Source organism: Actinomadura fibrosa (assembly GCF_900659615.1).
GTDB lineage: Bacteria > Actinomycetota > Actinomycetes > Streptosporangiales > Streptosporangiaceae > Spirillospora > Spirillospora fibrosa.
In genome coordinates, this window is sequence record NZ_CAACUY010000093.1 from 1 (window position 1) to 14,143 (window position 14,143).

A 14,143-nucleotide genomic window follows, 5' to 3' on the forward strand; every position below is an offset into this window, starting at 1 on the left:
CGCCGGAGACGGCGGCGATGAGCCGTTTGTTCATGGGAGCTCCGAGTCGTGGATCGATGGCCGCGCGGGGCGGCCACGGCGGGGGGAGGCGGCGCGTGGCGGCGGAGGCCGGCGCGGGAGCTGCTGCGGATCCCGATCGGCGTCGGCGAGGACGGCCAGGCGGTCGTGCTCGACCTGAAGGAGGCGGCGAGGAGCGGCCACGGCCCGCACGGGCTGGTGGTCGGCACGGCCGGGTCGGGCAGGTCCGAGCTCCTCCGCACGGTGGTGCTCGCGCTGGCGATGACGCACGCGCCGGACGACGTCAACGCCGTGCTCGTGGACGTCGCGGGCGCCGGGACGTTCGGGCCGCTGGCGGGGCTGCCGCACGTGGCGGCGCACGTCGACCGGCTGGACGGCGACCCCGCGCTGGCGGACCGGCTCTACCAGGCCCTGTACGGGGAGCTGACGCGGCGGCAGAACCTCTTCCGCGAGGCCAAGGCCGCGAACTGGGTCGAGTACGGGAACGCCAGGGCGGGCGGCGAGCCGCTTCCCCCGCTCCTCGTGGTCGTGGACGCGTTCACGGAGCTGCTCGCCCTGCGGCCGGACTTCGTCGAGATCTTCGTCATGATCGGCCGGCTGGGCAGGTCGCTCGGCGTGCACATGCTGCTGGCGACCCGCCGCCTGGACGAGGGCACGCTGCGCGGCCTCGCCTCCCACCTGTCGTACCGGATCGCGTTGCGCACGCACTCGGCGATGGAGTCGCGGACGGCCATCGGCGTGCCCGACGCCTACGAGCTGCCGTCCGCGCCGGGCTCGGCCTACCTGCGGCTCGACTTCGACAGCGTGATCCGGTGCAGGGTCGCGACGGTCTCCGGACCGGCCCGCGGGCACGGCGCCGGTGCGGCGCGGGCGCGGATCGTCCGGGAGCTCCAGCCGTTCGTCGCCGAGTACGTCCGCCCCGAGGTGGTCGACGAACCCGCGGACTCCGGCCCGCCGGACACGGGCGAGCGGCTCCTCGACGCCGCCGTGGCGCGGCTCGCCGGGCACGGCCGTCCGGCGCACCGGATCTGGCTGCCGCCGCTGGACGAGCCGCCCGCGCTCGGCGCGCTGGTGCCGGTCGCCGCGGACCCGTCCCGCGGGCTGACCACCGCCGACCCCGCGCTGCGCGACGGGCTCCACGCGACGGTCGCGGTCGTGGACCGGCCGTTCGAGCACCGCCGGGAGCCGCTGCGCGTGGACCTGTCCGGCGCGGCCGGCCACGTGGCGATCGTCGGCGCGCCGGGCAGCGGGAAGACGACGCTGCTGCGGACGCTCGTCGCGTCGCTGGCGCTCTCCCACACGCCCCGCCAGGTGCAGTTCTACGGCCTCGACCTCACCGGCTGGATGCTGAGGCCGCTCGCGCGGCTGCCGCACGTCGGCGGCGTCGCGGCGGGGCGCCGCGACGGCCAGCTGCTGCGCCGCACCGTCGCCGAGCTGACCGCGCTGCTCGAACGGCGGGAGGCCGTGTTCGGCGAGCACGGCATCGACTCCATGGCGGCGTACCGGCGGCTCCGCGCGGCGGGAGAGGTGCCGGACGACGGCTACGGCGACGTCTTCCTCGTCGTGACCGACTGGAGGACGCTGCGCGACGAGTTCGAGGAGCTGGCGGTCTCCGTCACCGACATCGCGGCGCGGGGCCTCGGCCACGGCCTCCACCTCATCGCCACCGCGGACCGCTGGATGGACTTCCGCCCGAACGTCCGCGACCTGCTCGGGACGAGGCTGGAGCTGCGGCTCGGCGACCCGATGGACTCCGAGGTCGACCGGAAGCAGGCCCGCTGGGTCCCGGAGGACCGGCCGGGCCGCGGCATCACCCGCGAAGGCCACCACTTCCTCGCGGCCCTCCCCCGCCTGGACCCCCCGCCGAACCGCGCGCCGGACGGAGAATGGGACGAGGCGGCGGACGAAGGGACGGCCGCGGCGCTGGCGGCGGCGGTCGCCGCGGAATGGAACGGCCCGGCCGCCCCGGAGGTGCGCGTGCTCCCGACCCTGCTCCCGGAACCGTCCCTCGTGGAGGCGTCGCCCCCGGTGCCCGGCGCCGGCGGACCGATCCCGATCGGCATCGGCGAGGACACCCTCGCCCCGGTCGCGCTCGACTTCGCCGCCGCGCCGCACTTCCTGGTGATCGGCGAGAGCGAGTGCGGGAAGACGAACCTGCTCCGGCTGATCGCGAAGGGCGTCGCGGACCGGTACACCTCCGAGCAGGCCAGGATCGTCGTCCTCGACTACCGCAAGCGGCTGGTCGACGTCGGCGGCACCGGGCACTGCATCGGCTACGCGCCCGCGGCGTCCGTCGCACGGAAGATGGTCGAGGACGTGACCGCGGCCTTCCGGCAGCGGCTCCCCTCCGACGACCCCGGCGGCGCCGACGCCTCCGGCGGCCTCGGCGGCCTCGGCACGGGCCGGCCGCCCGACCGGTCCTGGACGGGCCCCGACCTGTTCCTGATCGTCGACGACTACGAACTGGTGGCGCACATGGGGAACCCCCTGGCGCCGCTCATGGCCCTGCTCCCGTACGTCCGCGACATCGGCCTCCACCTGGTCATCGCGCGCTCCTCCGGCGGCGCCGGGCGGGGGATGTTCGACCCGGTGCTGACGCGCGTCCGCGAGTCGGGCTCGCCGATGCTGGTCATGTCCGGGAGCCGCGACGAGGGCATCCTCGCCCACGGCGTCCGGGCCGAACCGCTCCCGGCCGGGCGCGGGACACTGGCCGGGCAGCGGACGAAGCCCGTCCTCGTCCAGACCGCGTACGTGACCCCGGACGTGCCGGACGGCGCCGCGCCCCCGCCGTCCTGAGGTCCGGGTCCCCTCCGCACCGCCGCCCCCCACCCCGAGGATCCGCACCTATGGCCACCCCGGACGAGACGAGACCCGCCGCCGACGGCAAGGGCGGCGGGCAAGGCGACCGGCCCGCCGACCCGAAGCCCGCCGACCCGAAGCCGGGCGCGCTCCCGAAGATCGCCTGGCTGCTCGCCGTGCTCGTCCCGCCGTCGGCGCTGGCGGGGTTCTGGCGCGACGTCGTCCGCGACCACGCCGTCCTCGCGGTGGTGCTGCTCGCCGTCTACTGGGCGCTGCTTACGGCGGGACGGTTCGCGGCCGGGTTCGTCCGTGACCTCGTGACGCGGCGGCGCGCGGGATGGCTCGACAGCGCCGACCGGGCGCTGTCGCTCCGCTTCACCCGGTTCCGCGACAAGTACCTGGAGAACCTCGCGGGAAGCCTCCGCTACATCGACCAGAAAGGGCTCGCCACCGTCGGCTTCTACGCCCCCGAACTCGACGAGGTGTTCGTGGACGTGAGCCTGGCGATGCGCGCGCCCGGCCTCATCCAGGGCGACGTGCTCAGCGGCGCGAGCGGCGAGCGGCCCGGCGGCGGGCACGAGCCGGGTCCGCCCGAGAGCGCGGAACGCCGCTCCATCACCGACTTCCTGGACCAGCCGGAGCCCCGCGTCCTCGCCATCGTGGGGGCGCCCGGCAGCGGGAAGACGACGCTGCTGCGGCACACCGCCCGGCACATCTGCCTGGACCGCGACGGCCGCCGCCGCACCGTCCCGATCCTGCTCTACCTGCGCGACCACATCGCGGCCATTACCGGGAACCCGCGGATCGGCCTCGCGGACGTCCTGCGCGGGACCCTCGGCCGGATCGGCGCGGACGAGCCCCCGGGGTGGCTGGAGAAGCGCCTGGAGGAGGGCGACTGCGTCGTCCTGCTCGACGGGCTCGACGAGGTCGCCGACCTGCGCGACCGGCGGCTCGTCGCCGACTGGGCGGAGCGGCAGATCGCCGACCACCCCCGCAACGACTACGTCATCACCTCGCGGCCGAAGGGCTACCGGGACGCGCCGCTGGCGGGCGCGACCGTCCTCCAGACCCGCCGGTTCACCGACCCGCAGATCGCCACGTTCGTCCGGAGCTGGTACCTCGCCGTCGAACGGCACATCGCCCGCCCCGAGGGCCGTGACGACGAGGAGGTCCGGCGGCGCGCCGAGCAGGGCGCGGACGACCTGCGCGCCCGGCTGCGCGCGTCGCCGAACCTGCACGAGCTGACCGTCAACCCGCTGCTCCTGACGATGATCGCCAACGTGCACCGCTACCGCGGTGCGCTGCCCGGCACCCGCTCGGACCTGTACCGCGAGATCTGCCAGGTCATGCTGTGGCGGCGGACGGAGTCCAAGGGCCTCGCGGTGGAGCCGCGCGGCAGCCAGAAGGAGCTGCTGCTGCGGCACCTGGCGTTCGAGATGATGCAGCGCCGCGTCCGCGACATCACGGCCGCCGACTGCGAGCGGATCCTGCGGCCCGTCCTGCGGCGCGTCCCCGGCGAGCTGAGCGCCGAGGACTTCCTGGCGGACGCCGGGTCCAACGGCCTGGTGGTCGAGCGGGAGAACGGCGTGTTCGCCTTCGCCCACTTCACCTTCCAGGAGTACCTCGCCGCCGAGCACATCCTGGAGAAGGGCCCGGTGCGGACGCTGGTCCGCGCCGTGGACGACGACTGGTGGCGCGAGTGCACGCTGCTGTACGCGGCCCGCGCCGACGTCGACCCGATCGTGGAGGCGTGCCTGCGGTCGGGCACGGTCACGGCACTCGCCCTCGCCTTCGACTGCGCCGACGAGGGCCGCGAGCTCGGCCCCGAGCTCCGCGCCCGGCTGGACGCGCTGCTCGACGCGTCCGGCACCGAGGACCTGGAGCGGCGCCGCCTCATGACCGCGGTGACGATCACCCGCCAGCTCCGCAGCGTCATCCGCACCGCGGACGGCGGCCGCCTCTGCACGACCCCGGTCGGCGCGGGCACCTACGAGCTCTTCCGCCAGGAGACCGGCGCGCCTCCACCGGACGCCCCGTCCGGCGGCGACCCGAACGGCCCCGTCCTCGGGGTGCGCGCTCGGCAGGCCCGCGCCTTCGTCCAGTGGGTGAACGAACTGGTGCGCGGCGAGTCGCTGTACCGCCTGCCGACCAGAGCCGAGATCACCGACCCGAACGCCCAGAGCATCCTGTACCCCGCCGGTTCGGCGCGGCACCCGGAGTCCTTCTGGGTGACCGCCGCCGAACAGCCCGAGCGTCCCGTCCTCTGGTCGCCTCCCGACGCCGACGCCTCCCGTGCGCTGACGGCAGCGGACGTGCTGGCCGAGGCGCGCCGCGATGTCGACGGCGCGGCCACGGTGCTCGCCGCCGTGCTCGCGCTGCGCGCGAAGGCGTCCGCCGCCGCGGCGCTCCGGCTGCTGGACGCCGTGGGCGACCCCGACCTGGACTCCGCGGTCGCCCGGCTCCCGGACGCGGTGTCCGCGCTGGACGCCGCCTTCGCCCACGGCCTGATCGAGTCGCTCGACACCGGCTTCGGACTGGCCTCCGCCATCGCGCCGGACGCCCACCGGGTCCAGAAGGTCGCCGGGGAACTCATCGACGCCGAGGAGACCGCGGTCCTCCGGATCCTCATCCGCATCCTGGCGATCGATGTGGCCATGGACCTGAGCAGTCTCCTCGGGAGCGGACGCGCCACGGGCGTCGCCGAACTCGACACGCTCAAGGAGCCGCTGCGCGCGCTGGAGCGCGACACGCTGCGAAGCCGGCGCCGCAGGAACGTCCCGTACCAGTCGGTCGTGAGCGCCGGAGAGCTGCTGCGCTACCCGGCATCCGGTAACCCCGAGGGCCTGGACGAGAACTCCGCCGTCCTGCCGCTCGCCAGGGCGCGCTTGGACGTGCAGTGTCTCGCGGTCGGTCCGGTGCTCTCCTGGACGGCCGACGCCATGGCGGCATCGCCCGACCAGCCGGTGAAACCGTTCGTGGTCACGGCCGTCGACTGGCCCGCCCTGGCCGACGTGCTTCCGCACGGGTCCATGATGCGGATCGGCTCGGTGGCCTGGGAGGTCGAGCGGACCGCCCTGCTGACACGGGAGGCCTTGCCGACGCTGGACCTCTCGTGGACGTCCGGCGACGATCCGTCCCGCGCGTGGCTCACCGAGCTGGCCGACGCGACGGCCCGGACGGCGGCGCCATGGCTGGCGCGGAAGTCGGACGCCGGACGGGAGGAGGTCGGACGCATGCGGCTCTCCGCCCTGTGCCTCGCGGCCGAGTCGAGGATCCGCGGGAACCGGGACCTGGCCGTGAGGTGGGCGGCGCACGCGGCGGCGATCACGTGGTTGCAGAAGCGGCGTGAGGGGGCGCTCCCGCCGGTCGAAGCCATCGTGCTCGCAAGCGACTGACCCGCCGCGCTCAACGCGAACAGACGCGCGACGCCGGAGAGACGCGCGGCGCGGGAGGGTGCTCGACGCAGGAGGGTGCGCAGCGCGACGGCCGGTGCTCGCCGGGGCGGGCTCACCGAGGGGGTGGTGGCGGTGGGCGCCGCCCCGGCGGGCGGGTCCCGGCGGGCCGGTTCCGGCGGGCCGGTTCCGGCGCTAGCCGACCTGGAGGTCGACGCAGGCGTAGAACGCGTTGGTCGTGTCGGCGATGTTCCAGACCGCCAGCAGCTTCTGGCGGCCGGAGACGTTGCCGAGGTTCACGGTGTGGGAGACGGTGCTCGGCGGCTGCGCGTCGTTGCCGCTGACCTCTTTGAGGAGCGTGTTGCCGATGTAGTACTGCCAGTTCGAGGTGCGGTGCGCGGCGGTGAAGGTCCACCTGAAGGTGGCCGTCCTGCCGACCGGTGTCGCGCGCCAGCCGAGGGCGTCGTTGTCGAGTTCGGCGAACCTCGCGTTGCCGCCGCTGCAACTGCGCAGGCCCTTCGGCCCCTCGACGCTCTGCGGTTCGTACTTGATGTCGCCGCACTGGACGGTGCGCTGGGCGCACTGGGCCTGGCGGCTCGGCGGGGAGTTGATGTAGCCGTGCGCGCTCGCGGCGCCGGCGAGGACGACGACGAAGGCGGGGGCGAGCGCCGCGCCGGAGACGGCGGCGATGAGCCGTTTGTTCATGGGAGCTCCGAGTCGTGGATCGATGGCCGCGCGGGGCGGCCACGGCGGGGGGAGGCGGCGCGTGGGAGCGCTACCGCCGGGGCGGGGGGACGTTTCGCCTGCTCGGAGCGGGCGCGGGCGGGGCGCGGGAGCGAGCCGCCATGGCGGCCTCCAGGGGGCGACCGGAGTGATCTTTTAATAAACTTTCCTGTCAGTTTTGCTCTGGGCCGGATCGCTGTCAAGACCGCCCAGTGCCGCCGCCGCCCGGCCCGGCCGGTAGCGTCGGCGGGGAACGGCGGCGCCGCCGGGCGCCGCGACGACTTCCGGGAAGGACCCCGCCGATGATCTTCATTACCGCCCGCTTCCGCGTCCTGCCCGAGCACGCCGACCGCTGGCCCGAGATCTCCCGCGGCTTCACCGAGGCGACCCGCGCGGAGCCGGGCTGCCTCTGGTTCGACTGGTCGCGCAGCCTCGACGACGCGAACGAGTACGTCCTCGTCGAGGCGTTCGAGGACGGCGACGCGGGCGCGGCGCACGTCGGCTCCGAGCACTTCAAGGCCGCTCAGCAGGAGCTTCCGCGGTACCTCGCGGAGACGCCGCGCATCGTGAACGCGACCGTCCCGGGGACGGACTGGTCGGAACTGGGCGAGATGGCCGTCGAGCGCTCCTGAGCCTCCTGCATATCTCGCGCGCGTCGGGTATCGGCACACAGTACGAAGCCCCGACGAGGAGGAGCAGGAGGATGCCGAAGACCACCAAGGGCGGCAAGGCCAAGAAGGAGGAGCTGCCGGACACCATCAAGCGTTCGGACGCCAAGGCCCAGCGCACCTACGCCAAGGCGCACGACTCCGCCGTCAAGGAGTACGGCGAGGGCGAGCGGGCGCACCGGGTCGCCTACTCCGCCCTCAAGCACACCCACGAGAAGGTCGGCGACCACTGGGAGCCCAAGCCCGGCGGGTCCAAGGGGCCCTCGGACAAGCAGGCCGAGGGCGGCCGGAACACCTCCCGGAAGACCGCCGGCGGAGTGAACGCCAACGCCTCCAAGCAGCACCTCTACGACGTGGCCAAGCGCCTCGGCATCTCGGGCCGCTCGTCCATGACCAAGGACGAGCTGGTCAAGGCCATCGAGAAGGCCAACGACCGCGAGAGCGCCAGGTCGAGGTCCTGACGGGCCGCGACGACGCGAGCAGCGGCCGCCGCGTCCCCTGACGGGGGCACGGCGGCCGCTCGCGCGTTCAGGTCCCGGAGAGCGCGGAGATCCCCTGCTCGTGCGCGTAGTCCTCCAGCCGCGTGCGCAGCCGGCGCCGCCCCCGGTGCAGCCGGGACATGACGGTCCCGATCGGGACGTCGAGGATCTCGGCGATCTCCTTGTAGGCGAACCCCTCCACGTCGGCGAGGTACACCGCCAGCCGGAACTCCTCGGGCAGCTCCTCCAGGGCCCGCTTCACCTCCGAGTCCGGCAGGTGCTCCAGGGCCTCGGTCTCCGCGGACTTGAGCCCGCCGGGCGTGTGCGACGCCGCCCGGGCCAGCTGCCAGTCCTCCACCGTCTCGGCCGAGGACTGGACGGGCTGGCGCTTCCTCTTGCGGTAGGTGTTGATGAACGTGTTGGTCAGGATCCGGTACAGCCAGGCCCGCAGGTTGGTGCCCTCCTTGAACTGTCCGAAGGACGCGTACGCGCGGGCGTAGGCGTCCTGGACGAGGTCCTCGGCGTCCGCCGGGTTGCGGGTCATCCGCAGCGCGGCGGCGTAGAGCTGGTCCATGTACGGGATCGCGTCGCGCTCGAAACGCGACCTGCGCCGATCCGTCTCGGGTGCGGTCGTCACCATCGCGGGCCCCCATCCCGGCGTCCCCTCGCCCGGGTGACCGAAGGTGCTTGACGCCCATGCACTGAGCTCGTCTTTCCCAGACCACGGCCTATGCCCCGGATCGGAACGCTCTAACGAGCGCGTTCCGGGTCGCCGGTCGGCCGGTCGCTCCCGCCGCCGGGCGGCCGACCGCTCAGGCCGACCACTCAGGCCGCGGCGCCGCCGGGACGGATGACCGCCCGCACGCAGCCGTCCTTCTTGTGCTTGAACATGTCGTAGGCGGTGGGAGCCTCGTCCAGTGACATCTCGTGGGTGGCCAGGTGGCGGGTGCTCAGCTCGCCCTTGGCGATGCGGTCCAGCAGCATCGGGATGTAGCGCTGGCCGTGCATCTGCGCGCCGCGCAGCGTGAGGCCCTTGTTCATCAGGGCGCCGAGCGGGAACTTGTCGACCGCGCCGCCGAAGACGCCGAGCACGAACACCGAGCCGCCCTTGCGGCAGCTGTAGATCGCCTCGCGCACCGCCGTCGGACGGTCGGTGTGCAGCCGGAGCTGCTGCTTGGCCTGGTCGTAGGCGTAGTCGGGGCCGGTGCCGTGGGCCTCCATGCCGACCGCCTCGATGCACACGTCCGGGCCGCGCCCGCCGGTGAGCTCGCGCAGCTCCGCGCCCACGTCCGTCTCGGTATAGTCGATCGTCTCGGCGCCGATGTGCTGCCGGGTCATCGCGAGGCGCTCGGGGAACCGGTCGATGCAGACGACGCGCTCGGCGCCCAGCAGCATCGCCGCGCGGGCGGCCATCTGGCCGACGGCCCCGCACCCCCAGACCGCCACGACGTCGCCCGGCCGCACGCCGCCGAGGTCGGCGCCCATCCAGCCGGTCGGCGCGGAGTCGGACGCGAACAGCGCGCTGACGTCGTCCACCTCGTCCGGGACGGGGAACGCGCCGTAGTCGGCGAACGGCACCCGCACGTACTCGGCGTGGCTGCCGCGCAAGCCGCCCATGGCGTGGGAGTAACCGAACACGGCCCCCGGCTCGTAGCCCCACATCGCCTGGGTGATGCCGGGGTTGGTGTTGGAGTTGTCGCACAGCGACCACAGGTCGTTGGCGCAGTACCAGCAGCGGCCGCAGCCGACGAACGAGCAGACGACGACGCGGTCCCCCACCTTGTGGCGGCGGACCCCGGGCCCGACCTCGACGATCTCGCCGAGGAACTCGTGGCCGATGACGTCGCCGGCGCGCATCGCGGGGATGTAGCCGCCGATCAGGTGCAGGTCGGAGCCGCAGGTGGTGCCGGCGGAGACCTTGACGATGACGTCCTGGTCGTTGCGGAGCTCCGGGTCGGGGACGTCCTCGACCGAGAGCTCGTTCACGCCCTCCCAGCACAGCGCCTTCACAGCCTGCCCTCCCCGCTGGCGCGCCGGGTCACGAGCCCGACCAGCTTCCCGCCCGGCGTGGAGCGGGTCGTCGGCGGCGCGTCCGGCTTCATGATCTCTCCGGTCTCGATCAGCGACTTGGCCTCGCGCAGCGCCTCCCGCACCGGCTGCCGCGGGTCGTTCCCGCTCAGCCGCGCGATCGGCCCGGTGCCGCCCGTGCGTCCGTTCCCGCACAGCCGGGCGGCGAGCTCGGTGCCCTTGCCGCCCGGCGCCGGAGCCGTCCTGATCTCGATGTGGTCCTTGAGCCGCGCGAGCGGCTCGGGCGTCTCGCCGAACCGCTCCGGCGGGACGTTGACGGTGACGACCAGCCAGCGGGACAGGTCGTCCTGCCGCGAGGCGGCCCGGGACCTCAGCCGGCGCACCAGGCCGGCACCGACCCCGGCGACGACCGCCGCCGCGACGAAGGCGCGTTTCATCTCTCTCCCAGCGGACCCGGTCAGCCCTTGTCGCGGGCGTCGCGGATCATGTCGCGGACGCGGTCGGCGACGGCCGCCATCGGGCCGACGAGCATGTTCTTCGTGGCGCTCTCGGTGCCCGGGTGCGGGTGCGTGGGCGCGGTGGCCTGCGCGCTGCGGACGGCCGCGGCGAAGCCCTTGAGCTGCGCGGGGCTGAACTCGTCCTTGAGCCGGTCGAACTCGTAGCGCTCCTCGGCGCGGGCGTGGGTGAGCACGTCGATGCGCAGCGCGTCCAGCGTCTTGAGGAACCGCGGGTCGTCGACGTCCATGTTCTCCAGGTCCGAGAGCGTCTCCTTGGCCTCGCGCTCCTCGGCGAGCCGGTCGTCCACGATGCCGTCGCCGCCGGGGATGCGCCGGGCCGCCGGGTGGATGATCTCCTCCTCGGCCGTCTCGTGGATGGCGAGCAGGCGCACCAGCTCGTGGAAGGCGTCCTTGCGCTCCTCGCCCTCGGACCTCATCACCAGGTCGAACAGGTCCCGGATCCGGCCGTGCTGCGCGCGCAGCAGGTCGATGACGTCCTCGGTGGTCCGGGCGTCGTTCGGTGTGGTCTGCATGGACTTCTCGCTCCCTCGGTCGGCGCCGCGAAAATGTGGTCCATCGTGGTGCGGCGCGCGACCCCTACCCGGGTCAAGGACGCCTATGCGACACGCCTTCTTCGCGAATCAACAAATTTCGATCCAGGCCGTAAAGATCATGTAATTAGGTCCGGAATTGCGTGAGGAGTCGCCGAACGCGGGTAGGGCGGCACCGCCGATCACGTCGAAACCACAGGAAAGGTGAGCCCGGTGGCCTTCAACCCGCTCGAGCACCGCGGCATCCCGCTGGACGACCAGTTGCGGAACTGGGACCAGCTGAATGTCGCACCGGTCGACCCCGACACCTCCGATCCCTACACCAAGTGCCGCATCATCGCGATGAACGGCATCGAGGTGGAGGCGATCATGTTCAGCCACCACTTCGCGCGCGTCGCCAAGGACCCCGAGGTCAAGCAGATGCTCGCGCGGACCCGCTACATCGAGGCGCAGCAGCAGAAGGTCGTGAACTGGCTGCTGCCGGGCCAGGCGTCGGTGCTGGAGACCACGATCAGCTACGAGCAGGTCGCCGTCGACCTCACCGGCTGGGTCGCCCGCATGGAGCCCGACCCCTACCTCAAGCAGGCCTACAACTTCGGGCTGCTGGAGGACTTCGACCACCTGTACCGGTACGCCAACCTGTACGAGATGATCGAGCACCGCAAGGCCGAGAAGATCGTCGACCAGCTCACCGAGGTCTCCCCGGGCCGTCCGGGCTACCTCCAGCACCGGGACCCGCTCGACAACGTCCGCGAGCCCTACGACCGCGAGGCCGCCGCGCCGATCTCCAAGCTGCACGCGCTGACCATCATGGCGGCCGAGCAGCAGACGATGAACTTCTACATGAACGTCGGCCCGACGTACATGGAGCCGATCGCCCGCCAGCTCTACCAGGAGATCGGGCTGGTCGAGGAGGAGCACGTCACGCACTACGAGTCCCTGGTGGACCCGGGCGAGACGTGGTGGGAGCGCCTCGTCAACCACGAGTACAACGAGTGCTACATGTACCACTCGTTCATGGAGACCGAGAGCGACCCGCGGATCAAGGGCATCTGGGAGCTCCACCTGAACATGGAGCTGGAGCACCTGCGCATCGCCTGCGACCTGATGCGCCGCCACGACGGCCGGGACCCCGAGAGCATCCTCGCGCCCGCGCTCCCCGAGCCGGTCACGTTCGAGCCGAACAAGGCGCTCGTCCGCGAGCTGCTCGCCACGCAGATCGACTACACCACGCTCGGCACCGGCTACGTCCAGGAGGCGCACGCCCGCTTCGAGGCGTTCCAGGACAAGATCAACGCCGCCCGGAACCCGCAGGAGCTCGTCATCGACGAGCACCGCGCCAAGTTCGGCGACGAGTACCGCCTGGAGACCGAGGGTCCCCACCCGGTCGCCAGCCTCCGCGACAAGCCCGCGAAGTAGCTCCCACCCGACCGAGAAGACGCCCACCGGCCCGCCCTCCCACGGCCCCGGTGGGCGCCTCGCGTCTACGCCACCATCCGACAGCCCCGCCGTCGGAGTCGATGGGCGAGGATCCGCGGTGACGGGCCGCGTGGACGTCGTCCGGAGTGGTCGTCAGAGGTGGACGTAGTCGTAGTCGAAGGGTTTGCCGTTGATGCCGTTGCGGGGCGGGGCGATCCAGGCGGCGATCTTGCCGCGCTCGTGGACGGGGCGCATCAGCGAGCGGACGTGGGTCTTGTCCACGTCGGTGGGCAGCCAGGCGCCCTTGCGGCGCTCCCATTCGGCGGCGGAGACGATCTCGCCGTCCGGGGTGGCCTCGATGCCGGCGAACGCACCGACCTTGCGGTTGAAGGCGATGCTCGGCAGGGCGAGGCGCTGCGGCAGGCCCGCCCGTTCGATGATCTTGTTCCAGCGGTTGACGCCGCTCTGGCAGTCGGCGATGTAGGCGCGCCGCAGGTCGGTGTTCAGCCCGGTCAGGGCGGGGACCTCGGTCTCGCCGATGCGGCCGTCGACCAGCGCGTCCACCATCGCCGAGCCGTCGGTGAGGCGGTGGTCGTCGGCGCGGCGGTCCTCCATCCAGCGGCCCTTGAGGCCCGCGGTGTAGTAGCCCGCGACGTTGGTGGACGTCTCGCCGCCGAACAGGTCGAGCGAGACGGAGTAGTGGAAGTTCAGGTACTTCTGGATCACGTCGAGGGAGATGCCGCCGTGCGCGGTGACGTCCTCGGTGTCGTGCTCGATCATGAGCTGGACGGTCCGCTCCACCACGCGGTCGACGCCGGTGGTGCCGACCATCATGTGGTGGGCCTCCTCCTTCAGCATGAACTCGCAGGTCCGGGCGAGGGGGTCGAAGCCGGACTCCTTCAGCGTGCCGAGCTGGTACTTGCCGTCCCGGTCGGTGAAGTAGGTGAACATGAAGAACGACAGCCAGTCGGGGGTCTCCTCGTTGAAGGCGCCGAGGATGCGCGGCGACTCCTCGCTGCCGGAGTTGCGGTGCAGGAGCTGCTCGGCCTCCTCGCGGCCCTCGCGTCCGAAGAAGGCGTGGAGGAGGTACACCATCGCCCAGAGGTGGCGGCCCTCCTCGACGTTGACCTGGAAGAGGTTGCGCAGGTCGTAGAGGCTGGGCGCGGTCGCGCCGAGGTTGCGCTGCTGCTCGACGGACGCGGGCTCGGTGTCGCCCTGGATGACGATGAGGCGCTGGAGGTCGGCGCGGTACTCGCCGGGAACCTTCTGCCAGGCCGGTTCGCCCTTATGCTCGCCGAACCCGATGCGGCGGTCGCCGTCGCGCTCGGCGAGGAAGATCCCCCACCGGTAGTCCCTCATCGGGACGTGCCCGAAGTGCGCCCAGCCCTCGCGTCCGACGTTGACGGCGGTGCGCAGGTAGACGTCCTGCGTGGGCAGGGACGGGCCCATCGACTCCCACCAGGACAGGAAGTTCGGCTGCCAGGACTCCAGCGCCCGCTGGAGTCGGCGGTCCTCGTGGAGGCCGACGTTGTTCGGGATCTTCTCGGTGTAGTCCGCGGACGGGCCCAT

At 72.7% G+C, this 14,143-nt stretch carries 11 protein-coding genes; 5 read left to right on the plus strand and 6 right to left on the minus strand.

Going from position 1 to position 14,143, the window contains the following annotated elements; genetic code table 11:
- Nucleotides 1-48 precede the first annotated feature (48 nt).
- Nucleotides 49-2,814 carry a type VII secretion protein EccCb gene (gene eccCb / locus E1300_RS26890; protein WP_131759861.1) on the plus strand — a complete coding sequence of 922 codons (2,766 nt, stop codon included), beginning with the start codon at nucleotides 49-51 and terminating at the stop codon, nucleotides 2,812-2,814.
- 50 nt (nucleotides 2,815-2,864) lie between these two features.
- Nucleotides 2,865-6,212 carry an NACHT domain-containing protein gene (locus E1300_RS26895; protein WP_131759862.1) on the plus strand — a complete coding sequence of 1,116 codons (3,348 nt, stop codon included), beginning with the start codon at nucleotides 2,865-2,867 and terminating at the stop codon, nucleotides 6,210-6,212.
- 192 nt (nucleotides 6,213-6,404) lie between these two features.
- On the opposite strand, the gene E1300_RS26900 is transcribed toward E1300_RS26895, so the two are convergent.
- On the minus strand, nucleotides 6,405-6,914 hold the full coding sequence (locus E1300_RS26900; RefSeq protein ID WP_131759863.1) for a lytic polysaccharide monooxygenase auxiliary activity family 9 protein: 510 nt from the start codon (nucleotides 6,912-6,914) through the stop codon (nucleotides 6,405-6,407).
- Nucleotides 6,915-7,234: 320 nt separating this feature from the next.
- Between E1300_RS26900 and E1300_RS26905 the strand changes: the two genes are divergently transcribed.
- Entirely contained in the window at nucleotides 7,235-7,564 is a 330-nt protein-coding gene (locus E1300_RS26905) for a putative quinol monooxygenase (protein WP_131759864.1), read from the plus strand.
- A 71-nt stretch (nucleotides 7,565-7,635) separates the two neighbouring features.
- A complete protein-coding gene (locus E1300_RS26910; RefSeq protein ID WP_131759865.1) occupies nucleotides 7,636-8,061 on the plus strand; it encodes a ChaB family protein in 426 nt (141 codons plus the stop codon).
- 67 nt (nucleotides 8,062-8,128) lie between these two features.
- Here the strand turns inward: E1300_RS26910 and E1300_RS26915 are convergent, their stop codons facing one another.
- The 4 genes from E1300_RS26915 to E1300_RS26930 form a co-directional block, all read right to left on the minus strand.
- Complete coding sequence (locus E1300_RS26915; protein WP_131759866.1) at nucleotides 8,129-8,719, minus strand: sigma-70 family RNA polymerase sigma factor; 591 nt, start codon at nucleotides 8,717-8,719, stop codon at nucleotides 8,129-8,131.
- 185 nt (nucleotides 8,720-8,904) lie between these two features.
- A complete protein-coding gene (locus E1300_RS26920) occupies nucleotides 8,905-10,065 on the minus strand; it encodes a zinc-dependent alcohol dehydrogenase (RefSeq protein WP_242619416.1) in 1,161 nt (386 codons plus the stop codon).
- A 20-nt stretch (nucleotides 10,066-10,085) separates the two neighbouring features.
- Nucleotides 10,086-10,544: a hypothetical protein gene (locus E1300_RS26925; RefSeq protein ID WP_131759868.1), complete on the minus strand. Its 459-nt coding sequence runs from the start codon at nucleotides 10,542-10,544 to the stop codon at nucleotides 10,086-10,088.
- 20 nt (nucleotides 10,545-10,564) lie between these two features.
- Entirely contained in the window at nucleotides 10,565-11,137 is a 573-nt protein-coding gene (locus E1300_RS26930) for a hemerythrin domain-containing protein (protein ID WP_131759869.1), read from the minus strand.
- A 231-nt stretch (nucleotides 11,138-11,368) separates the two neighbouring features.
- Between E1300_RS26930 and E1300_RS26935 the strand changes: the two genes are divergently transcribed.
- On the plus strand, nucleotides 11,369-12,574 hold the full coding sequence (locus E1300_RS26935; RefSeq protein ID WP_131759870.1) for a hypothetical protein: 1,206 nt from the start codon (nucleotides 11,369-11,371) through the stop codon (nucleotides 12,572-12,574).
- A 153-nt stretch (nucleotides 12,575-12,727) separates the two neighbouring features.
- On the opposite strand, the gene boxB is transcribed toward E1300_RS26935, so the two are convergent.
- On the minus strand, nucleotides 12,728-14,143 hold the full coding sequence (boxB, locus tag E1300_RS26940; RefSeq protein ID WP_131759871.1) for a benzoyl-CoA 2,3-epoxidase subunit BoxB: 1,416 nt from the start codon (nucleotides 14,141-14,143) through the stop codon (nucleotides 12,728-12,730).